The sequence below is a fragment of the Archangium violaceum Cb vi76 genome, from assembly GCF_000733295.1.
GTDB lineage: Bacteria > Myxococcota > Myxococcia > Myxococcales > Myxococcaceae > Archangium > Archangium violaceum.
Map to the genome: position 1 here is coordinate 118043 of NZ_JPMI01000003.1, position 26169 is coordinate 144211.

16 protein-coding genes are annotated in these 26169 nt (G+C 69.9%); 7 read left to right on the plus strand and 9 right to left on the minus strand.

The window, feature by feature from the left end; translation table 11 throughout:
* Positions 1–204 precede the first annotated feature (204 nt).
* Positions 205–612 carry a hypothetical protein gene (locus Q664_RS51360; RefSeq protein ID WP_052517493.1) on the plus strand — a complete coding sequence of 136 codons (408 nt, stop codon included), beginning with the start codon at positions 205–207 and terminating at the stop codon, positions 610–612.
* A 345-nt stretch (positions 613–957) separates the two neighbouring features.
* Here the strand turns inward: Q664_RS51360 and Q664_RS00510 are convergent, their stop codons facing one another.
* On the minus strand, positions 958–3633 hold the full coding sequence (locus Q664_RS00510) for a protein kinase domain-containing protein (protein ID WP_043388482.1): 2676 nt from the start codon (positions 3631–3633) through the stop codon (positions 958–960).
* Between the two features lie 216 nt (positions 3634–3849).
* Between Q664_RS00510 and Q664_RS00515 the strand changes: the two genes are divergently transcribed.
* Together Q664_RS00515 and Q664_RS00520 are read left to right on the plus strand one after the other, a co-directional pair.
* Complete coding sequence (locus Q664_RS00515) at positions 3850–5004, plus strand: hypothetical protein (protein WP_043388484.1); 1155 nt, start codon at positions 3850–3852, stop codon at positions 5002–5004.
* On the plus strand, positions 5001–6107 hold the full coding sequence (locus tag Q664_RS00520; protein WP_084609436.1) for a metallophosphoesterase family protein: 1107 nt from the start codon (positions 5001–5003) through the stop codon (positions 6105–6107). Before Q664_RS00515 ends, Q664_RS00520 begins: the two co-directional genes overlap by 4 nt.
* A 19-nt stretch (positions 6108–6126) precedes the next feature.
* On the opposite strand, the gene Q664_RS00525 is transcribed toward Q664_RS00520, so the two are convergent.
* The gene (locus Q664_RS00525) at positions 6127–6909 is read right to left on the minus strand and encodes a hypothetical protein (protein WP_043388485.1); all 783 of its coding nucleotides are present in this window, start codon (positions 6907–6909) and stop codon (positions 6127–6129) included.
* Between the two features lie 256 nt (positions 6910–7165).
* Here Q664_RS00525 and Q664_RS58770 point away from each other — a divergent pair, with 256 nt between their 5' ends.
* Complete coding sequence (locus Q664_RS58770; RefSeq protein ID WP_043388488.1) at positions 7166–7690, plus strand: hypothetical protein; 525 nt, start codon at positions 7166–7168, stop codon at positions 7688–7690.
* A 16-nt stretch (positions 7691–7706) separates the two neighbouring features.
* On the opposite strand, the gene Q664_RS58775 is transcribed toward Q664_RS58770, so the two are convergent.
* Complete coding sequence (locus Q664_RS58775) at positions 7707–7874, minus strand: hypothetical protein (protein WP_160174297.1); 168 nt, start codon at positions 7872–7874, stop codon at positions 7707–7709.
* A gap of 147 nt (positions 7875–8021) precedes the next feature.
* Between Q664_RS58775 and Q664_RS51365 the strand changes: the two genes are divergently transcribed.
* On the plus strand, positions 8022–10415 hold the full coding sequence (locus Q664_RS51365) for a sensor histidine kinase (RefSeq protein WP_052517494.1): 2394 nt from the start codon (positions 8022–8024) through the stop codon (positions 10413–10415).
* Positions 10416–10715: 300 nt separating this feature from the next.
* On the plus strand, positions 10716–14969 hold the full coding sequence (locus Q664_RS51370; RefSeq protein ID WP_052517495.1) for an HYR domain-containing protein: 4254 nt from the start codon (positions 10716–10718) through the stop codon (positions 14967–14969).
* A gap of 222 nt (positions 14970–15191) precedes the next feature.
* Here the strand turns inward: Q664_RS51370 and Q664_RS00545 are convergent, their stop codons facing one another.
* The 6 genes from Q664_RS00545 to Q664_RS00570 form a co-directional block, all read right to left on the minus strand.
* The gene (locus Q664_RS00545) at positions 15192–16550 is read right to left on the minus strand and encodes a hypothetical protein (RefSeq protein WP_043388491.1); all 1359 of its coding nucleotides are present in this window, start codon (positions 16548–16550) and stop codon (positions 15192–15194) included.
* Between the two features lie 24 nt (positions 16551–16574).
* On the minus strand, positions 16575–19247 hold the full coding sequence (locus tag Q664_RS00550; RefSeq protein ID WP_043388492.1) for a TonB-dependent receptor: 2673 nt from the start codon (positions 19245–19247) through the stop codon (positions 16575–16577).
* Between the two features lie 359 nt (positions 19248–19606).
* Positions 19607–20047, minus strand: a complete 441-nt coding sequence (locus tag Q664_RS00555) for an ExbD/TolR family protein (RefSeq protein ID WP_043388494.1) — start codon at positions 20045–20047, stop codon at positions 19607–19609.
* Positions 20048–20053: 6 nt separating this feature from the next.
* On the minus strand, positions 20054–20467 hold the full coding sequence (locus tag Q664_RS00560) for an ExbD/TolR family protein (RefSeq protein ID WP_043388495.1): 414 nt from the start codon (positions 20465–20467) through the stop codon (positions 20054–20056).
* The gene (locus tag Q664_RS00565; RefSeq protein WP_043388497.1) at positions 20451–21206 is read right to left on the minus strand and encodes a MotA/TolQ/ExbB proton channel family protein; all 756 of its coding nucleotides are present in this window, start codon (positions 21204–21206) and stop codon (positions 20451–20453) included. Before Q664_RS00565 ends, Q664_RS00560 begins: the two co-directional genes overlap by 17 nt.
* 36 nt (positions 21207–21242) lie before the next feature.
* Complete coding sequence (locus tag Q664_RS00570) at positions 21243–21986, minus strand: energy transducer TonB (RefSeq protein WP_043388499.1); 744 nt, start codon at positions 21984–21986, stop codon at positions 21243–21245.
* Positions 21987–22267: 281 nt separating this feature from the next.
* On the opposite strand from Q664_RS00570, the gene Q664_RS51375 reads away from it, so the two are divergent.
* Positions 22268–26134 (plus strand): serine/threonine-protein kinase, encoded by a 3867-nt coding sequence (locus Q664_RS51375; RefSeq protein ID WP_200883640.1) that lies wholly within the window; start codon positions 22268–22270, stop codon positions 26132–26134.
* Positions 26135–26169: the final 35 nt, after the last annotated feature.

Sequence of the window (26169 nt, forward strand, 5' to 3'; positions counted from 1 at the left end):
CAGATCTAGTGCATAGCACAGCATACGTCAATTCCATCGTACGTCGAATTCATCGTGTGATGGGGTGGGGCATGACAGCTCTTCCTCCCCCTGGTGTTGCTCCTGCGGGTGTTGGTGGAGGGGCGCTTCTTGAGCCCTGCTGCTCCTGTTGATCCGTTCTGTCGGGTTTTGCTAGAGGTCAATTTCCCCGAGGAGGAGCGAATCATGAAGATGCAGCTGGTGGTGCTGTCCCTGGTGTCCCTGATGGCGGCGTGTGGTGGTGTGTCGGAGCAGGAGCCGGTCGTCCCCGCGAGCGTGGAAGAGGCGCTGGAGATCGGTGGTATCGCCTGCGGCCCCAACGTGTGTGGCGTGGGCACCTACTGCTGCAACTCGAGCTGTGGCGTGTGCGCCCCCAAGGGTGCCGCGTGTCTCGACGTCATGTGCGAGACGAGCGCCCAGCCCGAGGTGGAGGCCCAGGTGAAGCAGCCCGAGCCCGAGCCCGCCGCCATCTCCATCGGCTCCGGTGGCCCGTGCGGCACGAACTACTGCGGCAAGGGTTACTTCTGCTGCAACCCGGGCTGCGGTGTGTGCGCGCCCACGGGTGGCGGCTGCCCTGACGTGATGTGCGACTGAGCAGGCGAGCGGACGAGCACTCGTCCCGCCGCTGAGGTTTCCAGACCCCAAAAAGACCCGTGGGCCCGGTGCCGAAATCGGCTCCGCGCCCACGTGCCTTTCCCGTCCTTGTTGAGCTGGGTCGTGGGACGAGCTGCGACCCCCATGAGCCCTTACGGAAGGAACTTGTTGTAGTCCCCGAAGCCCACCGAGGTGGGCCGCTGTGACAGACAGGGTACGCATCACCTCCGACATGCGAGGGGAGGTGGTTTGTGCCCGGCTGGGGGGTACGAATGGGATGGACGAAAAAGGCGGCTGCCGCCCGAGCGCCCGTACGCCTTCTCTAACCCAGGTAGTGTTTTCTGGTCAACGAGAAGCGCCGCGCAGTGCGGCCGCGCGCTCCCGGCGGGACATGGCCGTGACATCGACGATGTCCACCTCGAGCGCACCCGCGTTGTCCTCCACCCGGGTGTCCGGGAAGGTGCAACGCAGGGTGTCGGCGCCGGTCAGCTGGTAGCGCTTGCCCGCCTCCAGGAGCCGATGGTTGCGCCGGCCGGACTTCTGGCTGCTTTCCGCGCACAGCACCCGATGTGTACGGCCCGTGGTGCCGGATCTCAGCTCCGCGAAGTCATCGCGCACGGTGAGCAGGTAGATGGCGTCCGGGTTGAGCCCGCGCATGGCCAGCTGGTGCTGGGGCGCGAGCACCAGCGCGTTGCGGTTGGGATCAAAGGTGAGCTGGCGCGGCGGCACCCACTTGGACTGGCGCAGGTTCACCCGCACCGCGCCGGCGTTGTCCGCCGTGTCGTCGTCCAGCAGGAAGACGTGCAGCTTGCGCACGCCCTTGAAGGTGCGCGGCGCGGAGCCGAGCAGCCCGAAGGACTCCTCCACCGGCAGGTTTTCGCCCTCGGCGAACCAGACCAGGGTGTTGGTGGAGCTCCCCCGGCCCTGGCCCAGCAGGGCGCTGCCGGTGGTGCTGACGGAGTAGCTCGCCCCGGCGTTGAGCTCGATGGAGGCCGTGGCGTACTTGTCCACCGGGAAGGCGTTGTACTGGGGACGCAGGACGAACAGCCGCGTCGGGTACTCCACCTCGTTGTACTTCTCGAGATCCACCGGCGCCGCCGCGGTGGCCGGTTCCGCGGGCGTCCCGGCCTGTGGGTCCGCCGTGGCGGTCCGCGGCTCGCCGGGCTGCTCCGGAGCGGGCACGGTGGCGGTGGGCTCGGGCTTCGGGGCGGAGGGCTCCGGCTCCAGGCGCTCGAGGTCCGCGCGCATCGGATTCCCCACCTCGGTGGTGAGGGTGAAGCGCCGGGTCCAGGGACGGTAGCCGGGCAGGGTGACGACGAGGGTGTTGGCCTCGTTGAGCGGAACGTTCGGCACGACGAGCGGCGTGACGCCGGACACGTCCTTGCCGTTGAGCTTCACCGCGGCGCCCGGGGGGATGGAGCTGATCCACTGCGAGCCCACCGGAATGGCCGCCGCTTCGTTCTCGGAGAAGGCGAAGTGGAGGACGGCCATCACCAGGGCGAGGCCGAAGAGGGGCACGCTGATGAGCGTCACCAGACGCTGGCGCCGCTCGGCGCGCTCCGCTTCCTCGCGGAGCTTGGCCTCGCGCACGGGGCGCAGGTAGTCCGGCACATTCTTGGGCAGGGTGACGGCCGGGGTTTCGACGGGGGTGTCGCGCGGTGCGTCGGCGCTCTCGGCGGCGGTGGCGGCGTGCGACACGGCCGTGGAGGGCTCCTCCCCCTCCACCTGCGGGGCGGCCATGGTGGAGATGGAGGGCAAGCGCGGCACGCCAGTGCCCGACGTCACCCGGCGCCCCGAGGCCGAGCTCATGGTGCGCCCTCCCGCGTTGCTGGCGGGCCGGGCGGAGCCATTGGTGGGCGGCCTGCCTCCGGGACGGCTGCCCGTGTTGCTCGGGAGCCGGCCACTGTCACTGCCGGGCCGCGACTGCACGGCGCGCATGCCGGAGCCGGTGCTCGTCCTTCCACTGGCCGAGCCCGGCACACGTGCCTGGGCGCCCATCGGCTCGCTGATGGGTTGGGCCTGCCACGCGGCGAGCTGCTCCAGGAAGGCGGGCGTCACCTCCACCTTGCGGCCCTCGGCGGCGAGCTCCTCGGCGAAGAGGTGGCCCAGCAGCTGCGACAGCATGGCCGGCGAGAAGCGCGGCCAGCCCGAGTAGAGCTGTTCGCGCAGCGCCTCGGAGAAGGCCTGGGCGGTGGGGTAGCGCTGCTCCCGGTCCAGCGCCATCGCGGTGCCCATCACCGATTCCAGCTCGGGGCCGATGGCGGGATTGTGGCTGGAGGGGGGCGGATAGTCTCCGTCGAGGATGCGCGGCAGCACCGCGGCGAGCTCGCCCTCGTAGGGGCGCCGGCCGCACAGCATCTCGTAGAGCACCACGCCCACGGCGAAGATGTCCGAGCGTGCGTCCAGATCCTGCTCGGCCCGGGCCTGCTCGGTGGAGAAGTACGGGTACTTGCCCTTGAGCGTGCCGGGCGAGGTGCGCGACTCCACGACGCTCGTCGCCTTGGCGATGCCGAAGTCGATGACCTTGACCTGGCCCTCGTAGGAGATGAGCACGTTGTCCGGCGACACGTCGCGGTGGACGAGTCCCATGGGCCGGCCGTCCTCCCCGATGTGCCGGTGCGCGTAGTCCAGCCCGTCGCAGATCTGCGTGGCGACGAACAGCGCCAGCGGCATGGGCAGGCCCGGCAGGCCGGCTTTCTGGGCGCGGCGCAGCAGCTTGGACAGCGTCTGCCCGTGCACGAACTCCATGGCCAGGAAGTACTGGCCGTCGATCTCTCCGAAGTCGAAGACCTGGGCGATGTTGCCGTGGGTGAGCCCCGCGGCCACGCGCGCCTCGCTGACGAACATCTCCACGAAGTCGGGCTCGTCGGCGAAGTGCGGGAGGATCTGCTTGATGACCACCGGCTTGGTCACCCCCGCGGCGCCCTTCATGCGCGCGCGATAGGTGATGGCCATCCCGCCCGCGGCGAGCTTCGAGACCAATTCGTACTTGCCAAACTCCCGAGCTTCGTTGGCGGCCACGATGCGCGTCGCGTTGTTGGAGGAGAGGGAGCGTGGAGCATACCCCGCTTCCTGGAAAAGTCCCGCTAGGGGGTACTTCGGGTGGATTTATTGCCTACCTCCGCGGACAGGCTGCGAATCCACCCGCCAACGTTTTATCCTGGAATCCGCTCGGGGGGCAGCCCCGGCCGGGGTGGACGGGCCCGTCCCCCTGCCCGCCCGAGCGAAGGGGTTGCGATGATGGTGCGACTGTGGGTGCTCGCCCTGGTGGTGCTCGCCCTGGTGGTGCTGCCGGGCGCGGTCCAGGCCCAGGTATGCGAGGCGCAAGCGGTGGCGGAGGTCCCCGCCCAGGCCCTCCCCGTCCGGGGGGAGCCCATGGCCGGCGACCAGGAGGTGCCCACCCGGCCGCGTTTCGAGGTGCTGCCGGCGGCCGTCTCGGTGGTGCCCGGCCTGCTGCTGCACGGGATGGGGTCGCTGGTGGCGGGGGACACCCGGACGGCGGGGCGGCACTTCCTCCTGCAGGGCTCGGGCCTGGGGCTGCTGGTCGCCGGTGGCATCCCCATCGCCATGTCGGGGGCCTCGCGCCGGGTCATCGGTCCGCTGTACGCGATGACGCTGACGGGGGTGGGCATTCTCTCCATCTCCACCCTGGCCAACCTCTATGGCGCCGTGTCGCCCGCCTTCCCACCCGGCCAGGTGGCCCGGCACCTGCCTCCCCTCGAGCTGGAGGCGGGCTACCAGCACGTGGTGGATCCAGCCTTCGACTACCGGCATTTCGTCTCGGTGGGCGCGCTGGCGCGGCTGAATCGCGTGCGCCTGGAGGCCGGGGTGCGGTTGTCGCCGGACGAGGGCAACCTGCGCGTGCGCGTGGGCGGCGCGTACCGGTTGCTGGGTGCACCCGAGGGCTCTCGCGGGCGCCAGGACGGCACGGCGTTGGACCTGGAGGCCGCGGCGCTGGCGCACCGTTACCCCGCCGAGGTCTTCACCCTGGCCGGTGGCGAGCTCTTCCTGCGGGGCCGCTACGACATGGCGCGCTTCAGCCCGCGCATGGCCGGCTCCTTCGCGGAGATGGGCGTGGGCTTCGCCATGCAGAGCTACATCTACACGGGCCCGGTGGACGACATCCTCTTCGAGCAGCTCCTCTTCTCCTTCGGGTATGGCGTGTACCTGGGCCGGGGCGGGCCCTTCCGGGGCGAGGCGATGCTCTATTACGACCACCGCAAGGACGACTTCCCGGGGGGCATCAAGGCCGGCGGTGGGGTGCCGGGGTTCGTGGGGCTGCGCGGGCGCATGCTCCTCTCCGGGCCGTGGGGCGTGGCCGCGGAGCTCCAGGCGGGCTCGGCGGTGGTGGGCCGGGTGTCACTCATCTACGCGTTGGGAGGTGAGCCGTGAGGAGCATTCGTCAGGGAGCCGCCGTGCTCGCGCTGCTGGCCGCGGGCTGCAGCCAGCGGCCGGCCGAGGAGCGCGCGCTGAAGGATCTGCGGGTGGGGCAGGTGGACGCCAACGGCGTGTCCTTCACGGTGGAGGACGGGCTGGCGGTGGTGCGCAAGGTGGAGCCGGGCACGCTGACGCTGTGGGGCTCGGCACCGGCCTTCCACGTGCGCGCGGTGTCCTCGGCCGGGGCCTCCGAGGAGTGGACGGTGGTGGTGCGCAACGCCATGCCGGACGCGGAGCTCTCGGCCCTGGTGGGCGGCGAGCCGCTCCTGGTGGAGGCCCTGCCCGAGGGGCCCCTGCCCACCGTGAAGACGTGGAAGGTGCGGGTGCCCGCGGGCGCGGAGGCCCGGCTGACGGTGGCGCCTCCGCTGTGGGACCAGCCGGCGCCCTTCCGCTTCGCGGCGCTGGCGGACGTGCAGGAGGCCATGCCCCGCGTGGGGGACATCTACCGGCGCATCAACGCGGACCCCACGCTGCGCTTCATCTTCTTCTCGGGGGACCTGACGCAGCGGGGCTCCGTGGAGGAATTGGAGGAGTTCCAGTCGCGCTTGCTGGAGTCACGTATCCCCCTGTTCGCCACCCTGGGCAACCACGAGATCATCACCCTGCACCCGCGCTACCACGAGTACTTCGGCCGGGGGAACCTGCACTACACCTTCCAGGGCGTGCACTTCACGATGATCGACTCGGGCAACGGCTCGCTGGACCCGAGGGCCGAGGAGATGCTGGACGGGTGGCTGGCGGCGGGGCGCGAGGCGGTGCACCTCCTCGGCACGCACATCCCCATCGTGGACCCCATTGGCGTGCGCAACGGCGCCTTCGCCAGCCGCAACGAGGCCGCGGCCCTGCTGGCGAAGCTGGCCAACGGGAAGTTGGATCTCACGCTCTACGGCCACGTGCACTCGTACTACTCGTTCTCCAACGCGGGGATTCCGTCCTTCATCTCGGGCGGCGGCGGCGCCATCCCCGAGCAGTTCGACGGGGTGGGGCGGCACTTCCTCGCGGTGGAGGTGGACCCGGCCCAGGGCGTGCGCACCGTGTCGCTGGTGCGCGTGGACTGAGCGGCCTCACTTCTCCGGCTCACTTGTCCGCGGTGGGGGGCCTCGCCGCCTCCTGGGTCTCCACGGGCGGGGGCAGGGGCCGCGCCAGGGTGGCGGAGAAGCTGGGGTCTCCCGCCGCGGCCAGGGTCTTGCGCAGCGCCGTCACCGCGTCATCCACCACGCCCTGCCCCACGATGTTGCTGAGCGACAGCCCCAGGCTGATGCTCTTGGCCACCGTGTCCATCTTGTCGTTGTCCCGGAGCGCGGAGAGCACCTTGTCGAAGTCCTGCTTCTCCTGATCCGTCACGTTCTGCATCATCGCGAAGGCGAGCTGCGGAAGGGAGCCGTCGAGCTGCTCGAAGGGAATCAGGTGCATGGTCCTGGCCATCATCTCGGCGCGGACCCTGGCGCGGGCCCGGTCCACGGCGCGGTCCATCGCGGAGAGCATGACCTGCAACAGCGCGCTCGGGCCGATGGCGATGTCGTCGTTGCCCACGCGCATGTTGAAGGCCGAGGAGCGCAGGAGCCCCATGGCGCCAAACCCCGCGAGCAGCGTGTACCCGACCCGCGACGAGGCCGGCCCCTCCCCGAGGAGCGCCCCGTGGGCGTCCGCCGGGTTCATCGTCTTGAGCGCGAGCAGGGCCATCACGGAGGCGAGCACGTTGAGCAGCGTGTAGGTGATGGCATGGCGGTTGGTGATGGCTTCGTAGGGGTCGTCCTTGTAGCGGGAGACGAGCTCGCCCACCCCGATGAACCCACCGATGAACGCCACGGCGGCGTACTGCGCCGTATCCGCGAGCAACTCCAACGTCTCTGGCTGCATGTCGGCTCCCCCAGGGCCGGTCTTCCCGGGCCACTGGCGCCAGTCTACCTCCCCGCGCCGGACCCGATGAGACCGGAGATGTAGGGTCCCTCTCCCACATGTGGGGAGTCATCCGGACCGGGCGCCGCTGGGCTGGTGGGGGGTGAACACGATGCGGGGCCGGTAAATCGGCCTCGGAGCGGACCCCCTTGAAAAGGCACTGAACATCTGTACACATGAGAGCCCCACGCAGCACGCTGGAGGGGAGTCCCAGGCCATGTTCGACACGAACGAAAACGATCCCATCTCGCCCGCGATGCGGGCGTTGCTCGAGGTGTTCTCCACGGAGCTGTCCGAGGTGAAGTTCCCGGACGTGGACGCGGAGGTGTTGGAGGAGGCGGCGAGCCGGGTGAGGGCGCAGGCCGAGGCGGTGGCGAAGGCGCAGGCGGCGCTGGAGGCGGCGCGCCAGGTGCTGGCCGAGGGGCAGGATGCGCTGGTGCAGAAGGGCCAGCGGGCGCTGGCGTACGCGCGGGTGTTCGCCGAGGAGGACGCGGAGCTGAGCACGAAGCTGGAGGCCATCAGCCTGCCGAGGGCGGGGCGCAAGGTGGCGCGCGCGGACGGTGGCGTGGTGGCCGAGGCTCCCGCGCAGGGCGACGAGTCGGCGCCGAAGCGCCGGGGCCGTCCGCCGAAGTCCCGCCCGAGTGCCCCGCTGTTCGCCGAGGGGAGCGCGCCCGAGGCCGTCGCCGCGGCCCTCGAGTCGGCCGAGACGGCGCCCGTGGCCGCCCGTTCCGCGGCGGCGTGATTCACGGCTGGACGTGTCAGGCCGCGGCCTGGCCCGCCGCGCCACGCCTGGAGCGGTGCTCGGCGTAGCGCTTGTCCCGCCACGCCAGCAGGTCCCCCAACTCCTCCGCGAGCCCTGGTTCCGTGAACGCGGCGCACATTCCGGGGCCGAGGGGAATGACGGGGTGCTCCACTGCTGCGTGCATAGCCGCTTCCCTGGCGAGCCAGAGGAGGTGGCCTCGTGGTCCGGGTGGACGAGGCGCCCGTGAGGGCATTCGGGCCGGGCCGGTGGCTGTTTCCGGCAGGGGGGCTGTGGACCCTGGGGGGTGTTGGATGGACAGAGGTAGACGGGAATGAATGGGGCCCTGGAGGGCCCGGCCTCGCGGCTCGATGTGGAGGCGGTCCAGTGGGAGGTGTTGTGGAACGCCCCCGTCGGCATCGCCCTCGTGGACCGTCGGCTCCAGGTCGTCCGCTTCAACCGGGCCCTGGCCAGGATGCACGGCCTGCACGCCCGGAGCTGGCCGGGCATGCCTCTGGCCGACATGTTTCCTCCGGGCGGGGAAACGCAGGAGCTTCTCTGGCGCATCCAGCAGGTGCTCTCGACGGGGCAGCCCTTTCCCTGGCTGGAGCTGGAGTGGGGCCGGGTGAGCTGCCATCCCCTCCATGAGGGCCTGGAGGTGGTGGGACTCTGCCTGTATGTCGAGGAATTGCCCGAGCCGATGCTCGCACGCGAGGCCGTCCGCGAGAGCGAGACGCGTCTGCGCTGCATCGTGGCCGCCCTGAGCGAGGGCATCGTCGTCCATGACGCCACGGGGGCCGTCACCTTCTCCAACGAGGCGGCCTCCCGGCTGCTCGGCCTCACGCAGGACCAGTTGCTGGGACGCACGTCCATGGATGCCCGCTGGCGCGCCGTGAAGGAGGATGGCAGCCCCTATCCCGGAGACGAGCACCCGGCCATGCTCGCCCTGCGCATGGGGACGCCCCAGCTCGACAAGGTGATGGGCGTGGAGCGCCCGGACGGCACCCGCGTCTGGTTGTCCATCAACGCGCTTCCGCTCCCCGGCTCCGACGGACAATCCCCCCAGGGCATGGTGGCCTCCTTCTTCGACATCACCCAGCGCAAGGAGGCCGAGGCGGCCCTCCGGGTCAGCGACGAGCGGCTGCGGATGTCCCTCGCCTCGGCCACCATTGGCACCTGGGACTACAACCCCGCCACCGGCGAGTTCCTGTGCGACCCCCGTACCCTGGTGCTCTTCGGCGCTCCGCCAGGCCACCGGATGGACTGCGAGTCGTTCATCTCCATCATCCACCCCGAGGATCGCGAACGCACGCAGCAGGTCATCCAGCGGACCCTGCGCCCGGAGAGTGGCGGGGGCTACGACATCGAATACCGCGTCATCGGCATCCAGGATGGAGCCGAGCGGTGGATCTCCGCCCAGGGGCGCGCCTGGTTCGATGAGCAGGGCCAGCTCCTGCGCTTCAACGGCACGGTGGTGGACATCACCCAGCGCAAGCGGGCCGAGGCCAGCGCCCGTTTCCTCTCCGAGGCCAGCGGCCTGCTCGCGGAGCGTCTGGACCGGGCGGAGGAGCTCCTCGAGCGGGTGGCCCGGCTCGCCGCCTCCTCCATCTGCACCTACTGCATCATCGGCGTGGCGCAGGCGGACGGGCGCCTGCCGCGCGTGGCCGCGGCGCACCGGGAGCCGTCCAAGGAACCGCTCATCCAGCGGTCCATGCGTTTCGTGTCCAAGGTCCCCGGGACGAGCCCGCTGTTGGAAGGGGTGCACACTGGGAAGTCGACGCTCATCCGGGAGTTCACCCTGGCGGCCCGCCAGCGCTACGCCGTCAGCCCCGAGCACCTGGAGCTGATGAACACGCTGGATGCCCACTCGGTGATGATGGTGCCGATGCGCGCGGGGGGCAAGGTGCACGGGATGATGATCCTCGCCGCCTGCACCCCACGGCGGCGCTTCGACGAGGAGGACCTGACGCTCGCGGAGGAGCTGGCGCACCGGGTGGGCATGGCGCTGGAGAACCTCCGGCTCTACGAGGAGGCCCGGCAGGCGGTGGGCCTCCGGGACGAGTTCCTCTCCGTGGCGAGCCATGAGCTGAAGACGCCGCTCACCTCGCTCAAGCTCCAGCACGCGCTCATCGGCAAGACCCTGTCCCCCGAGAGCCGGGTGTCCGTGGGCACGAGGCTCCCCAAGGCGGTGCGTCAGGTGGAGCGGCTCACGTCCCTGGTGGACAGCCTGCTGGACGTGAGCCGGATCGGCGCTGGCCGGCTGGGGCTCGAGCCCGTGGAGATGGAGCTCACCGGGTTGCTGCGCGAGGTGATGGAGCGGCTCTCGGAGGTGTTCGCCCAGGCGGGGTGTCAGGTGGACTTCCCCGACACGCCACCGGTGCACGGGTATTGGGATTCCCTGCGATTGGACCAGGTGCTCGTCAACCTGCTGTCCAACGCGGCCAAGTATGGTGCGGGCAAGCCCATCCACGTGAGCGTGGCGGTGGAGGGCGAGTGGACCCGGCTGATGGTCCGGGACGAGGGCATCGGCATCGCCCCCGAGCACCTGCCGCGCCTGTTCTCCCGCTTCGGACGCGCGGTGTCGGAGCGGCACTACGGCGGCCTGGGGTTGGGGCTCTTCATCTCCAAGCAGATCGTCGAGGCCATGCGGGGCCGCATCCTCGTGGAGAGCGAGCCCGGGCGGGGCTCGACCTTCACCGTGGAGCTGCCGCTGCGCGCCGGGGGGTGAGGGGTTTCCCTGATGCTTTCGCGAAGAGCGCCCGTATTGTCTCTCAATCCTGATTCCAGCTCTTGAATGTCTTTGCAGGACTGGCTGGTTTTCCCATTTCCCTGACACGGGGACGATGGAAATAATTATCCAAGGTGCTTGAAAGCCTATCTGCTTTACGTGCACCCTGTTTGTGTTTCACGCACTCGGGACGTGAAGCGAGGGGGCATAATGTACCGACGTGGTGTGCGGTCTCTGGCCTTGCTATCGGGAGTGGGCCTGCTGGCTTGTGGTGTCGCGGAGCAGGATGGAACGCGAGCCGTGGCACCGGAACCCGAGCAACGGGTCCAGTTGTCCGAGAACCCATTCAATGTGGGGCCGGGGCTCCTCTCCGAGGAGGGAGAACGGAGCCTGGCCGAGCTGGAGCCGGAGCCGGGATTCTTCGCCGGAGCTGATGAGTTCCGGGGCCTCGCCGCCACCGCCGCGGCGAGCAGTGGAAGTGTCGACCTGAGACCCAACATCATCCGAGGCACGGCCCGGCTGACCAACGAGAATCCAGCCATTCTGGCGCTGTTCGCCGTCGATCCCTGGCACACGTCCGGACGCGCCTCGGCCACCAGTACCCTTCCGTCGGGCTTCAGCGCCTCGACGACCGCTGGCAGGTTCACCAGCCCGTCCGCGTACACCTTCGAGATGCTGGTGGAGGCCGCGGCGGCTGGGGAGGGGGGCGTTGTCTACAATGTGGGAGCCAACCGGGGCGGCTCCCTCGCCTTCCCGACGTTGACGGGCGTAAGGGTCAAGCCCCGGAACGTGCAGCCCGAGCCGACCGAGGTTGAACTCTCCCAGTGCGTGGGGGTCGTGCAGATCAAGCTCGGCACGGATGAGAGCTGCGCGACGAGCCCCTCCTGGGCCACGAGCGTCAGCGTGACTGGCCTGAGCAACTTCACGAACGGGGGTTACTTCACGGGCTATGTCCGCGGAGGAACGAGTGGCAGTGCGACCGTGAGATACACCGTCAGCACGCCCAGCGGTCCGTTGGGCACCTTCTTGCCCGTGTCGTGGACCGTCGCATGTGACGAGGTCGTCCGCATCTGCAAGGTGCCTCACGTGCCGGCGGAGGTTTCCTACGGAGGGCTCACCGGACCCTTCCATGTCATCGGTGAGTCGCTCACGAACTCCCGGCGTGTCACCGCTCAGGCTGGACCTGACAGCTCCAGCGCCGGTGTCCTCGTCTCCGGCGCTTCCCTGGATGCGCCCATCGGCGATCCGGGCAAGTGGTGGGCGATACCGAAGGCGCGCACGGGCGTCTATGACATGACCGCGGCCGGGTACCTGCGCAAGGGCCGCCACTTCACCGCCTTCAATCCCCCCGAGCTGAGGAGCTCCACTCCCTCGGGCCGGGTCACGGTGGTGGCGGACCAACTCACCCCGCTGACGAAGGTGATCAACGGCGAGGCCCGCTATCCCTTCGTCATGAAGCCGGCGTACTTCTACGGCGCGGTGCGGTTGGCGGACCCCTACATCCCGCGCAATCCCGGCGCCACCAGCACCCTGCAGACGCTCTACTTCGAGGCGGACTTCGACTCCAACGGTGACGGAATCCCCAATGACGTCACCATCGATGAAACGCGTCTGCATGCGTCCGCGTCGAATGGTGCCTCGTCCACCGCCTTCCCGGGCCGCTTCGACTCGTCCAGCGGAGAGCTGTCCTCCAACTACGAGCAGGTGCTGCCCAACACGTATGACCTTCCCCATACGTGGACCCAGAGCTCGCTCCGGCTGCGCTTCTGGTCCGGAGGGGTTCAGTCCTTCAACACCCGGCCGGGGCTGTATGACCCGAACACGCTGCGCCACGGCTGGCTCACGCTGGCGCCGGCGTCGGGCAGGTCGGCGCTGATGGCGCCCGGGCAGCGCCACCGCATCGACCACGAGTACTGCTTCAACGAGGTGCAGCTCTACTACCGGACGGAGCTGGGCCGCTTCTACAACCCCACGGCGAACGTGAGTGGCTCTTTCAATGGCACCGACTGGCGGGGACAGGTGGTTTCCTACTCGGTGGGCGGCCAGTTCCACGGTGACCCGTTCGTCCAGGGGTATGGCTCCGCCACGTCCTACGCGAAGGAGTCCGGCCTGCTGTCCATGACGCTGCCGCAGGGCACCTTCACGCTCAGCCCGAGCGCCTCCATGGTGAGTGACACGGGAGCCGTGAACACCGCCAACTTCGCGCCCCTGAGCGTGTCGCTGGGCTGTGGGCAGCGGCTGAAGCTGGTTCCTCCGCTGGCGGTGGTCATCAATCCCATCGACCGCTGCGCCGCGGCTGGCTCGGTCCCCGTCTCGGGCGTGGTGAAGAGTCTGCCCGCCGAGGTGGACCGCATCTGGTATCAGATCAACGACGGCCCGGAGGTGGAGCTCTGCACGAACTGCGGCAAGGATCCGTCCTTCTCCTTCAAGGCCGAGCTCCAGTCCTGCGAGAACACCGTCAAGGTCTTCGCCTACACGGAGGGCCTGCCGGAGGCCGCCACGGGTTCGCAGCAGGTGGTGTGGGATGACCCGGCGGACGGCCCGAGCTGCGCGGGCTCGTACTGCCTCAACCGTCCGCCGGTGGCCCGCTGCAAGAGCGTGACGGTGGCCGCGGACGAGGAGTGCGAGGGCGGGTGTGGCTCGGTCAACGACGGCTCCTATGACCCGGACCCGGCGGACACCATCACCTGTACGCAGACGCCGGAGTGCCCGTACACGCTCGGCACGCAGAAGGTGACGCTCACCTGCACGGACTCGGTGAACAACAGCTCGTCCTGCGAGGCCACCGTCACGGTGAGCGACATGGCCCCTCCGGAGATCGTCTGCCCGGCCGCGCCCGTGCTCGCGTGCGAGGACGGCGGTGCTCAGGCCAGCTTCGCGCCCACGGCCAGCGATCGATGCGGGATGGTCATCACCACGTGCTCGCCGGGCTCGGGCAGCACGTTCGCGCTGGGGAAGACGCCCACGGTGTGCACGGCCTTCGATGAGGCGGGCAACCGGGCGAGCTGCTCCTTCGACGTGACGGTGCGCGATGACGTGCCACCCGAGGTGACGTGTCCCGAGCCGTCCTCCTTCGAGTGTGACGCCAGCATCGCGGTGACTCCGCCCGAGGCCACCGCCACGGACGTGTGCCGGCTGACGGGGGTGACTTCCTCGGCGGCGTCCTTCCCGTTGGGCACCACCCCCGTCACCTATACGGCCACCGACGTGGCGGGCCACCAGAGCGTGTGCACCACCTCCGTCACCGTGAAGGACACCCGGCCGCCGATGCTGACGCTCAACGGAGAGGAGTTCGTGCGTCTGGGGTGCGGCGCCAGCACGTACACGGATCCGGGCGCGGTGGCCGCCGACATCTGCTTCGGAGATCTCAGCGCGAGCGTGAAGGTGTCCGGCTCCGTCAACCCCGCCGTCCCGGGCCGCTACACCCTCACCTACTCGGTGGAGGACGGGGCGGGGCTTGGCGCCTCGGCCACTCGTACGGTGGAGGTGGTGGAGGGCTCCGCCGGCTGCTGTGCATCCAACGCGGGCCACTTCCTGCCCAGTGGCGATACGAAGACGACGCACCTGCAGCACACGGCCACCCCGTTGGCGGACGGACGGGTGTTGACCCTCGGTGGGTGGAGCTGGCCCTATTCCGCGGAGCTGTATGACCCGTTCTCGGGCACCTGGTCCTCCACGGGCCACTCCCTCACCAACCACCGTCTCCACACGGCCACGCTGCTGGCGGACGGACGGGTGCTGGTGGCCGGCGGTGATGGAGCCAACGCGAGTGCCTCGGCGGAGGTGTACGACCCGGGGACGGGTAGCTGGTCCGCTACCGGCAACCTGGTGACGTACCGGCGCGAGCACGCCGCGGTGCGGCTGCCGGACGGGCGGGTGCTGCTCATGGGCGGTACGGCTGGGAACGGGACGGTGCTGGCTTCGGCGGAGGTGTACAGCCCAGCCTCGGGCACGTGGGCTCCCACCGGCACCATGACCCGGGCCCGCCGCGCCTTCACCGCCACCCTGCTTCCGGATGGCCAGGTGCTGGTGGCTGGCGGCCTGAGCGATGGCGGAGACCGGTGCTGGGGGAGCAGCTGCCTGGGCTCCGCGGAGCTGTACGACCCGGCCACGGGGACCTGGACGGCCACGGGCGGCATGTCCGCGGCGCGTGGCTTCCACGCGGCCGTGCTGCTGGCCAATGGCAAGGTGCTGGTCGCGGGAGGTGGCGAGGACGGGCAGTTGGGCGCTCTCTCCGAGCTGTACGACCCGGTCACGGGGACCTGGAGCGTCACCGGCGAGATGGGCTCGCCCCGGCGGCGCCACACCCTCACCGTGCTGCCCAACGGAATGGTGTTGGCGGTGGGGGGTCATGACACCTCTACCGGCAATCACACCTCCGCAGAGCTGTACAACCCGGCCTCGGGGACCTGGTGCGCCACCGGCTCCCTGGGTGGAGACCGCTACTCGCATACGGCCACGTTGTTGCCGGATGGCCGGGTGCTCATCACCGCGGGTGTCAGCGCCACGCCGGGTTATCAGGTCACCTCCGAGGTGTTCGACCTGGGTGAGTAGCCGCGGGGAGGGATGACCTCCTTCCGCTCTCGAGGCCTCGGGCCGGCGAATCCATCGCCGTGCCCGGGGCCTTCTTCTTCTCCAGGGCCGGGAAAAGACACCGCCCGGAGGCACGTCTTCCGCCGGAGCCCCCTCCGTTGGAAGAACGTACCTCCGGGCGATGGGACCGCACCCGGGAGGCAGCTCCGGGCGCGGTATTCCTCGTAGGACTTCAGGTGCGGTTCAGTTCTCCGGGTAGCCGGTCCAGCCGGCCGTCCAGTCCGTGCTGCCCACCGCGCCGATGAACTTCGCGCTGGTGTCGAAGAAGCCGTCCGCCGGAGGCGTGGCGGAGTTGGAGGTGATGAGCGCCTGCGACTCGGCGGTCGGCTTGAAGTTGGGCGTCTTGGCGTTCACCGCGGCGCTCAGCATCGGGTCCACCACGCGGTTGTTGTTGACCGTGGCGAGGAGCTGATCCGGCTCCCGGTAGATGGTGTCGTTGCTCAGCCGGGTGGCGTCCTCGTTGGTGGTGTTGCCCGCGGCGTCCTTCACCGGGTTGGACGAGTAGTCGATGGACGTGGTGTTGCCCTTGTTCATCCAGAAGATGGTGTTCTTGATGGTGAGGTTGCCGGACTCGGAGAGCTGCGCCGAGGCCGCGCCGTCCACGTCCACCGCCTTGTCCGCGAAGTGGGCGACGATGGCGTTGTTCAGCTTGATGCCGGCGCCGGTGTTGAACACCAGGCCCTCCTGCTTGGTGCCCGTGCTGGCCGCGGCGCGGCCCGAGCCGATGAAGGAGGCGTTCCAGATCTCCGGCACCGAGCGCGGGGTGGCCGTGTTGGTGGTCTTGTTGCCGCTGGCCTCGATGGCGCGGTTGCCCACCCGGTCGTTCTGCTGCACCACCAGGAACTGCACCTTGCCGGTGTAGCCCAGGTCATAGTCCAGGCCATCGTCGTCCGGCTGGCTGATGACGATGTGCTTGAGGTTGGCCGTGCCGCCGAACATCTCCACGCCGTCGTCGGCGCCCTTGTGCACCTGGATGTAGTCGAGCTCCGTGGCCGAGCCGCACGCGCCCGTGGTCAGGCCGTTGAGCTCGTTGTCCTCGGCCAGCTCGAACCCGGCGAACTCGATGCGGGCGTACTTCAGCTTGCCGCAGTCGTGGGCGTCGTCGTCGCCGCCGTACTTCGTGCGCTCGTCGCCGCTGGTGGCGAAGAAGCCCTCGACGGTGTTGGTGCCACCGGCGACGTTGATCTTCGCCTTGCCCAGCAGCACCACGCCGCCCCAGTCACCGGCGGCGCGCTCGCCCTCGGGCTTCGCGCTGGTGAAGACGATGGGCCTGGCGGCCGTGCCCACCGCGTTCAGCTTCGCGTTGCGGGTGATGATGAGCGCGCTGCCCTCCTCACCGACGACCTGGGTGCCCGGCTCGATGGTGAGCGTGCCGCTCTCCACGAAGATGTAGCCCTTGAGGGTGTAGACCTTGTCGGCCGTCCAGGTGGTGTTCTGCGTGATGTTGGAGCTGACGTCGTCAGCAACGTCCGGGTCCACGGGACCGGGGCAGCCGGCGAGCAGGGACGTACCAAGGGTGAGGCCGAGAGCGAGCCGCTTCATGGTGTGCTTCCTTTTGACGGGGGGTTACAGGGTCCAGCCGAGCGCCGCGGAGAAGGCGATGCCCGGGCGGTACTTCAGGATGGTGATTCCGCCCTGATCCAAGACGACGGCGGAGTCGAGGAGGTTGGAGCCGGTGAGCTTGAGCTGCAGGCCGTTGCCGAGCTTCTGGCTGACGGACAGGTCCACGCGGTGGAAGGGCCGCTCGTAGACGTCCGGGAGCGGGTTGAGGCCGACCTCGCTGATGCGCGGGCCGTAGACGTTGTAGAGGACGGCCACCTCGGTGCCGCTCTCGGGGCGGTCGTAGCCGAGGTTGAGGTTGATGACGTAGGGCGACTGGCCCTGCATGGGCCGCCGGCTGTTGGTCTGCGCGCCCAGCTTCTCCGGGTCCGTGAGGACGATGTTGGACTGGATGAGCGTCAGGTTGGCCGCGGCGCGGAAATTGGAGAGCGCGGGGGTGATGCGGCCGAGCGACGCGCGGGCCTCCAGCTCGGCGCCGAAGCTGTTGGCGCCGTCGGCGTTCTCGAAGCCCATGTCGCCGGAGTAGCGGAGGATGCGCTCGATGGGGCTCTGGAAGTTCTTGTAGAAGACGCTGGCGGCGAGCACCTCGTTCTCCCCGACGAACCACTCCAGGCGGGTGTCGAGGTTGTGGATGCGCGTCTCGAGCAGGTTCGGGTTGCCGGACACGTTCCGGCGGCGGACGAAGTCGAAGAAGATGAACGGGGCCAGCTCGCGGAAGGTGGGCCTCGCGAGGGTGTAGCTGTAGCCGGCGCGCAGGTTCATGTCGGGGCGGAGCGCGTAGACGGCGTTGAAGGCCGGCAGCACGTCCAGGTAGCTCGCGTGGGTGCTCGCGGTGGGCGAGGTGTCGAACGGGCTGTGGGCGGTGAGCTGCTGGAGGGACTGCTCCACGCGCACGCCACCCACCAGGCGCAGGGGCTCCACGGGCTTGTAGTCCGCCGTCACGAAGCCGGCGAAGACGCCGAGGTACGCGTCGTAGGCATCATCCCCGCGCGTGGTCTCGCGCATGCGGATGCCGGTGCCCAGGTTGGAGGAAGCGAAGAGCTCCTCGGGGGGCAGGGAGGTGTCCACCGGGTCGTCGGTGAGCTGGTAGCGGAAGCGGCGTGCCTCGAAGTCGCGGAGGGACACCTGGGCCAGGCCGCCCGCCTTCAGGCGCAGGTCGGAGAAGGGCAGGGTGAGGCTGGCGCTGCCGCCGGTGGATGTTTCTCCGAGCGTGCCGAAGAAGCGCTCGCCGCTGTTGGGCTGGTTGGGGAAGGCGAACTTGCCGGTGGGGCTGCCCAGGTCGTCGCTGTAGAGGGTGTCGCGGGTGTCCGGCTCGTCGCGGTCCACGCGGCTGAAGTTGGCCTGCCAGTCCAGCTCGGCGTCGGCCAGGGTGTTGAGGCGGTGGAAGCCGCGCACCTGGTTGAAGGAGAGGGCGCGGGAGACGAATTGGAGGCGCGTGCTCTCGAAGGTCTCCGAGCGGCCGTTGTTCACGCCGCGGGAGGTGAAGGTGTTGCTGTCCGTGCCGCGGGTGTAGAGGCTGAAGAAGGTGAGCTCGTTGTCGCGGTCGAACTGGTAGCCCACGCTGGCGAGCGCGCTGAGGGTGGCGCCCTCGGTGCCCTGGACGGCGCGGGTGGCGTCCTGGGCCTGGAGCTGGCCCACCGGCATGTCGGCGCGGGCGAACTCGGACACGCGGACGCTCTCCTTGTGGCCGTAGTTGACGGTGGCCAGGTAGCCGAGGCGGCTGTTGCCGAAGCGCAGCGTGTCACCCAGGGACGCGCCCAGGCCCATGTTGGGCAGCGCGGTGGACTGGCGCGCGGACCAGATGTTGGGGAAGGACTGCCAGGTGCCCGCCGCGCTGCCCATGCGCTCGCCCTGGGGCAGGCCCGAGGGGAGATGGCGGTCGGGGCCCGCGAAGCTCAGCGCCTCCAGGAAGCTGCCCGGGTGCGTGTTGCGCTGCTGGAAGGTGGAGACGCTGTCTCCCGAGAAGGTGATGCGCGGCTTGAACTCGAACTTGCTCGGGTAGGTGTTGGTCTCGATGAGGAGCGTGCCGCCGCCGAAGGTGCCGGGCAGGTCGCTGGTGTAGCTCTTCACCACGTTGAGGTTGGCGAGCAGGCTGGTGGGGAACAGGTCCAGCGGAACCGAGGGCTCATCCGGCTCGGGGCTGGGCAGCAGCGCGCCGTTGAGCAGCGTCACCGAGTAGCGGCCACCCAGGCCGCGCAGCAGCATGAAGCGGCCATCCACCACCGTGACACTCACCACGCGCTTCACCGCGTCCGAGGCGCTCGAGTCCGGCGTGCGGGCGATCTCCTGGGAGCTGATGGAGTCGGAGACGGCGGCGGCCTTCTTGCGCTCCTGGAGCAGGGCGCCCTCGGCGCGGCGATCGGCGCGGGCCTCGACGACGACCTCCTGCACGGCGCCCGCGTCGGCGCTCAGCTGCACGTCCAGCCTGGTGGCCTTGCCCTGCTCCACGATGACGCCGGTGATGCGGCGGCCCTCGTAGACGTCATAGAAGACGCGCAGGTCATACTTCCCGGGAGGAAGCGCGAGCTGGTAGTTGCCGTCGATATCGGTCAGCACGCTCTTCTGTCCGCCGTTGACGACCTTCACCGTGGCCTCGATGAGCGTCTCCTGGGTCTGGGCGTCGGTGACCTGGCCGTAGACGCCGGTAAAACCCGGAGGAGGCGTGGCCGACTCGGCCATTTCTCCCTCTCCCTCTGGGAGAGGGTCGGGGTGAGGGTCTCGAGCGGCGGCCGCGTCAACCGGAGCAGGCGCGGTGCCCACTCCTCCCTCTCCCCCCGGGAGAGGGTCGGGGTGAGGGTGCTGGGTTGAATCCGCGTCAACCTGAGACACAGGGCTCGCGGCGGGCGAACTCCCCTCGGAGACAGGCGCCTGCGCCAAGACGGGCGCGGCCAGCAATGTGAGCGCCGCGAGAGCGGCGCGAAGGGAATGGAGAGACAACACGGGACTCCTCACCAGCGAGCGCGCGTAGAGAACGCGACGCTCGTGGCAACGAAATGGATGGAAGGTGAAAAGGGAGAGACCGGAATGAAGACTTCAGGTCACGGCGTGGCCGGCTCTGCGACGGCGTCGGGGACCACGGCGACGGTGAGATTCCCGCCACGAGCGAGGTCCATGACATCCATCGCGGTGCCGTACGGCACGTCGTTCTCCGCGTCGAAGAACACGATCTTGTCCGGGCGCGCGTTGATCATCCGCTGGAGCCGGGCGACGACCTGGTCGCGCGGCACGTCCTCGCGGTTGATCTGCACGGCGCCCGTCTTGGTGACGGTGAGCACCACGGGAGGCAGTGCGCCGGGGGGAGGCGGAGCCACTTCGGTCTGCTCGTCCGCCTTGCCCGGCACGTCCATCCACATCTGTTTGGTCATCAGCGGCGTGACGACCATGAAGATGATGAGGAGCACGAGCACCACGTCCACGAGGGGCGTCACGTTCATCGCCGGGCGGATGCCGCCCTTGCCACCACCGAGATCAAAGGCCATGGCGTGTCACTCCTTCTTCTGGTCCACGACCTGGAGCGAGATGCCCGGGAAGCCGATGTCCTGCAGCGTCTTGAAGACACCGCGCACCTCGGCGTAGCGCACGCCCCGGTCCGCCTTGAGCACCACGCGGGCCTCGGGGTCCTTCTCGCGCACGGCGCGGAGCTGCTCGACGAGCCTGTCCTTCGGCACCTCCTTCTTGTCCAGGAACAAGGCGCCCCTCGCGGTGAGGCTCACCGTGGTGGGGGTGAGCGAGTTGTCCTCGCCCTTGTCCGGGTTCACCACCGCCGGGAGGTCCACCGCCGCGCCTGCCTCGAGCTGCGGGGTGACGACCATGAAGATGATGAGGAGGACGAGCACCACGTCCACCAGCGGGGTGACGTTCATCTCGGGCACGAGCCCACCGCTACGCCGGGCGGACATCGACGCCCTCCTTGCGCGTGGCGCGCTCCACGTCCAGGGCCACCGCGCCCTCACCGCGCACCGGGGAGGCCACCATGCCGTGCACGTCCTCCAGGTGGTCCATGAACTCCTTGCGGGCCAGGTCCAGCGACAGCAGGAGCGCGTCCGCGCGGGTGGTGAGGAAGTTGAACATCAGCACGGCGGGGATGGCCACCAGCAGGCCGAGCGCCGTGACGACGAGCGCCTCGGCGATACCGGCGGACACCGCGCCCAGGCCGCCCGAGCCCGTCTTCGCGATACCGGCGAAGGCCTCGATGATGCCCACCACCGTGCCGAGCAGACCGACGAACGGGGCCACCGAGCCCACCGACGCCAGCACGCTCATGCCCCGGCGCACGTCCGCGGTGACGCGCTCGTAGATGCGCTCGAGGTCTCTCCGCGTCAGCTCCACCGCGCCCAGCTTGCCCTGCGGCGCCGCCTTCTTGGCCAGGTACGTCTTCACGCCACCGCCCAGCAGCTTCGCCAGGCTGCTCGCACGGGCCTTCGAGGCCTCGATGACGAACTGCTCGTGCTGCTGCGACTCCAGCAGCTTGCCGGCCCGCGCGGCGAACTTCCGGTCCGCCGCCTTCGAGCGGAAGAAGTAGATGAGGCGCTCGAAGAACACGACCATCGACGCCAGCGCGAAGGCGACCAGCGTGTAGGCGATGCACCGGGCGAAAAAGCCCATGTGGTGGTAGATCTCGATCAGATTGAAGTTCATCTGGGGGGCTCCGGCGGGTGAGACGGAAATGACTCGCTACTTGAGACGGAAGGGGACCTTCACGATGCGGAAGACGGCGGTGGGCTGGCCGTCCACGAGCGCGGGCTCGTAGCGCCAGGTGCGCACCGCGGCGAGGGCGGCGCCCACGAAGGGCTCCTCACCGCGCATCACCTTGACGTTGCTGACGGTGCCGTCCGCCTCGACGACGATCTTCAGGATGACCATGCCCTCCTGGCCCTTGGCCCTCATGTCGGAGGGAAACTCGGGCAGCAGGTTGGAGCCGAGCTCCTTGGGAGGCGTGGCGGACTCGGGGAGGTTGATGGGCCTGGGGCGCAGCGAGCCACCGGCCACGCCGGGGCTGTCCACGCCCGTGACGATGGCGCCCGCGACGAGCTGGCCCGTGCCTCCCACGGCGACGGGGGCGGCGGCCACGGCGTTCTCCGCGTCGGCCTCGGGCGGCTTCTCCACCGGAATCTCCTTGGGCGCCACCATGGCCGCGGGCGCGGCGACGGTGGGCGGCGGAGGCGCCGGCTTCGCCTTGGGCTTCGGCGGCGGGGGAGGGGGTGGCGGGGCCGGCTTCACCTCGACCACGGGGGGCGGAGGAGGCGGCGGACGGAACACCACGTCCACCTTCTTCTCCTTGATGACTTCCCTCACCTGGTTGCCCACGGCCACCGCGGTGAGTCCGATCAGGGCGCACATCCCGAGGGAGGCGACGCCCGAGAGCGCGAACCGCCGGGCGGACTGCACGTCGGTGGCGCTGTCGTAGGTCTCGAACATGACGCCCAGCCGTATAGCGACGTCACGTTTCAGCCACGTGCAGCCCCCGCAACAGTTCGTCACGCCGTGCGTCACGCCCGCCTCGCGCGCACCTCACGGTCGCGTCACGGCGTGACGATTCGCGCACGATTCGTGACGGAGGTGTCCCATGTAACGGATGCGTCACGGTGGGATGGCGGAGGTGACTGGAGAGGTCATCCCACTCTGGAGCCATGCCCAGGCGGGCGGGCGGGCGTCCGCTCCTCTCGGAAGGGCGCGCGTTTGGAGGGGTACACCGAACCGTGCGAGTCTCCTGGACGACCATGTCGGCCGCGGAGCTCCAGGAGCTGGAGCAGGGAAGGATCGGTCCCTACCGCCTCCTGGGGAAGTTGAGCTCGGGGGGGATGGGGGTCGTGTACCGCGCGTGTCACGACGAGACGGGGGGGCGGGTCGCCCTCAAGACGGTGCGGGTGCCCGAGGCGGCCATGCTGCGCGGCATCCGCCGGGAGATCCACGCGCTGCGGCGCATCCAGCACCCGGGCGTGGTGCGCGTGGTCGCCGAGGGCGTGCAGGACGGGCTGCCCTGGTACGCCATGGAGCTGCTCGAGGGGCTCAACCTCCGGCGCTACATCGACGAGCTGTGGAGGCGCGGTCCCGGCACCACGACGGACGTCATCACCCAGGTCGTCTCCGCGCCCCAGGCCCCGAGCGTCACGGGCTCCACGGGCGTTTCGTTCCGTCCCTTCGGGCCGCCGCCCATGGAGCAGCGGCGCGAGGCGGCCCTGGAGCGGTTGGGCGAGGTGCTCACCCTGGTGCGCCGCCTGTGTTCCGCGCTCGCCTTCCTGCATGGCGAGGGCATCGTCCACCGCGACCTCAAGCCGGAGAACATCGTCATCCGCCCGGACGGCACGCCGGTGCTGGTGGACTTCGGGCTGGCCTCCGCCTTCGGAGGGCCGCTGGGCCGCGAGTCGCTCGACGTCTCCGGCAGCATGGAGGGCTCCTACGTCTACATGGCCCCCGAGCAGATCAAGGGCGGCCTGGTGGATGCGAGGGCGGATCTCTATTCGTTGGGCTGCATCCTCCATGAGCTGGTGGTGGGGCAGCCGCCCTTCCCGGGCTCGGGCTGGGAGGTGCTGCGGCGGCACCTGCAGGAGCAGTCCTACCCGCTCTCCGAGTGGGTGAAGGGCGTGCCGCTGGAGCTGGATGCCCTGGTGCAGCGCATGCTGGCGAAGGTGCCCCGTGAGCGCGTCGGTTACGCCGCGGACGTGGCCGCCGTGCTCGCCGGGCTCGAGGCGGAGGATCTGCCCCGGCCGCCCGTGGGCGCTCCGCGGCCGTACCTCTACCGGCCGGAGTTCGTGGGCCGGCAGCAACTCCTCCTGGAGATGGAGCAGCGGCTGGCGATGGCCCGCGACGGCAATGGCGGGTGTCTGCTGATCGGCGGCGAGAGCGGCGCGGGCAAGACGCGCGTGGTGATGGAGTGCGCGGTGTCCGCCAGCCGGACGGCGGTGCGCGTCGTCACCGGCGGTTGCCTCCCGGTCTCCGGAACGGGGACGGGCGAGCAGCTGTACGGCGAGCCGTTGCACGCCTTCAAGCCGTTGTTGCAGGCCATCGCCGACGAGTGCCGGCACCTGGGTTTCGAGGAGACGGAGCGGCTGCTGGGCGCGCGGGGGCGGGTGCTGGCCCGCTACGAGCCCGCGCTGGCGGATCTGCCCGGACAGGACGTCCGGCCCGAGCCTCCCCGGCTTCCTCCGCAGGCCGCGCGCGAGCGTGTCATGCGGTGCCTGGCCGAGACGCTCGCCGCCTTCTGCGAGAAGGAGCCCGTGCTGCTCGTCATCGACGACCTGCAGTGGGCCGATGAGCTGTCGCTGGGCGTGCTGGACTACCTGCAGGCCGGCTTCCTCGGCGAGTCGCACGTGTTCGTGGTGGGCACCTACCGCAGCGAGGAGCTGGACGCGGCGCTGCGGCTGCTCCTGGCCGCGCCGGGCGTGACGCACCGGGCGCTGGGGCAGTTGGATGAGTCCATGGTGGCGCGGATGGTGGAGGACATGCTGGCGCTGCCCTCGCCGCCGGACTCCTTCGTGCGCTTCCTGACGACGCGCTCGGCGGGCAACCCCTTCTTCGTGGCCGAGTACCTGCGCACGGCCATCGACGAGCGGCTGCTCTTTCGGGATGTGTTCGGCCGGTGGCAGGTGGCGGCGGGGGGAGATGCCCTGGAGCGGCTGCACGAGGAGCTGCCGCTGCCCGGCGTGTTGCACGACCTGGTGGGCCGGCGGCTGGACGGCCTGGGCTCGGAGGCGCGCGGCCTGCTGGAGGTGGCGTCGGTGCTGGGCCGCGAGCTGGACGCGGACGTGCTGGCGGTGGCCGCCGGGCTGGGAGACCTGCAGGAGCTGGAGGCCCTGGAGGAGCTGCGCGCGCGGCACGTGCTGGAGGACGCGGGCGGCGGGTGGCTGCGCTTCGTCCACGACAAGCTGAGGGAGATCGCCTACGAGGGCATCCTCCCCGAGCGGCGCCGGGCCCTGCATCGCGCGGCGGCCATGGCGCTGGAGGAGCACCACGTGGAGGAGGGCGTGCCACCGGCGCTCTACCCGGTGTTGGCGCACCACTTCGAGCTCGCCCAGGACGACGTGTGGACCTTCGAGTACCTGGAGAAGGCGGGGGCGCACGCGCTGCACGCGGGCTCGAACCTGGAGGCCTCGGGCTACCTGCGCCGGGCGCTGGAGCTGGAGGTGCGGCGCGGGCAGGACACGGGCGTGCGCGTGGACCCGAGCCGGCGCGCGCGTTGGGAGCGGCTGCTGGCCGAGGCCATGCACGGCCTGTCGGACTTCGAGGCCTGCATCTCACACGGGCAGCAGGCGCTGGCGGAGCTGGGCCGGCCGCTGCCGGAGACGCAGGGAGGGTTGGGGCGCTTCATCCTGACGCAGGTGGTGCGGCAGGTGCTGCACCTGGTGCTGCCCCGGAAGTGGGTGCGCGAGGAGGACCGGCAGACGCGCGTGTTGCTGGGGGCCTCGGCGCTCGCGGCGACGCGGCTGGCCGAGTGCTACTACTGGCGCTATGACCCGATGCGCATGGTGGCCACCGCGCTGCTGGCGGTGAACCTGGCCGAGCGCGCGGGCCGCGACGCGGAGATGCTGCGGTTGTACGGGCAGCTCGGCTCCATCGTGGGCATGGGACGGCTGCACCCGCTGGCGCGCGCCTACTTCCGCCGCGCCCAGGGCGAGGGGCAGCTGCTGGAGGATCCGAGCGCCACGGCCTTCGGGCTGATTGTCGAGTCCATGTACCACTCGTGCTTCGCGCGCTGGGAGCCGGCCGCGGCCAAGGCGAGCGAGGCGCAGCGGGTGTTGCTGCGGCTGGGAGACAAGGGCGAGTTCGAGCTGTCCGAGGTGCTGCTGGGGCACGTGGACTACTACACGGGGCGTTTCGAGGCGGCGCTGGCGCGCTTCGCGAGCATCCGTGAGTCCGCCCACAAGCGGGGACATTTCCAGCACGAGGTGTGGAGCGCGTACACCATGGCGCGCAGCCTGTTGGTGCTCGGCCGGCTGGACGAGGCGATGCCGTTGTTGCGCGAGGCGGTGGGGATGCTGAAGGGGAAGCATGATCCGCTCTCGCACATCATCTGTGGCGGGCTGCTGGGGATGGCGTACCTGCAGCGGGAGGAGTGGGAGCGGGCGCGCGACGAGGCGGACAAGGTGATGGAGCTGGCGAGGCGCTTCCCTCCGATGCTGTACACGGAGAGCCACGGGTACGAGGGCGCGGCGCGGGTGTACCTGGCGCTGTGGGAGCGGGAGCGGGTACCCGGACAGAAGCCGCCGCCGGTGGCCGGGCAAGCGAAGCGGGCGTGCGCGCGGCTGTCGTCCTTCGCGGTCCGCTTTCCCTTGTCGAGGGCGGTGGCGTTGCGCTGCACGGGACGGATGCACTGGCTGTTGGGCCACCAGTGGCGTGCGCGCTCGGCGTGGAAGCGGAGCGCGCGGCTGGCCCGCGAGATGGGCATGCCCTATGACGAGGCGATGGCCTGGCTCGAACTGGCGCGGGCCTCGGCGCCGGGGAGCCCCGAGCGCGAGGAGTCCGCGCGGCAGGCCGTGGAAGGCTTCACGCGGCTGGGTTGTGCCGGGCTGGTCCGCGAGTCGGAGGCGCTCAATCTCCCCTCTCCCCTCGGGAGAGGGACGGGGTGAGGGTGCCACGCATCCCAGGTTGAACCCCCTGTCCC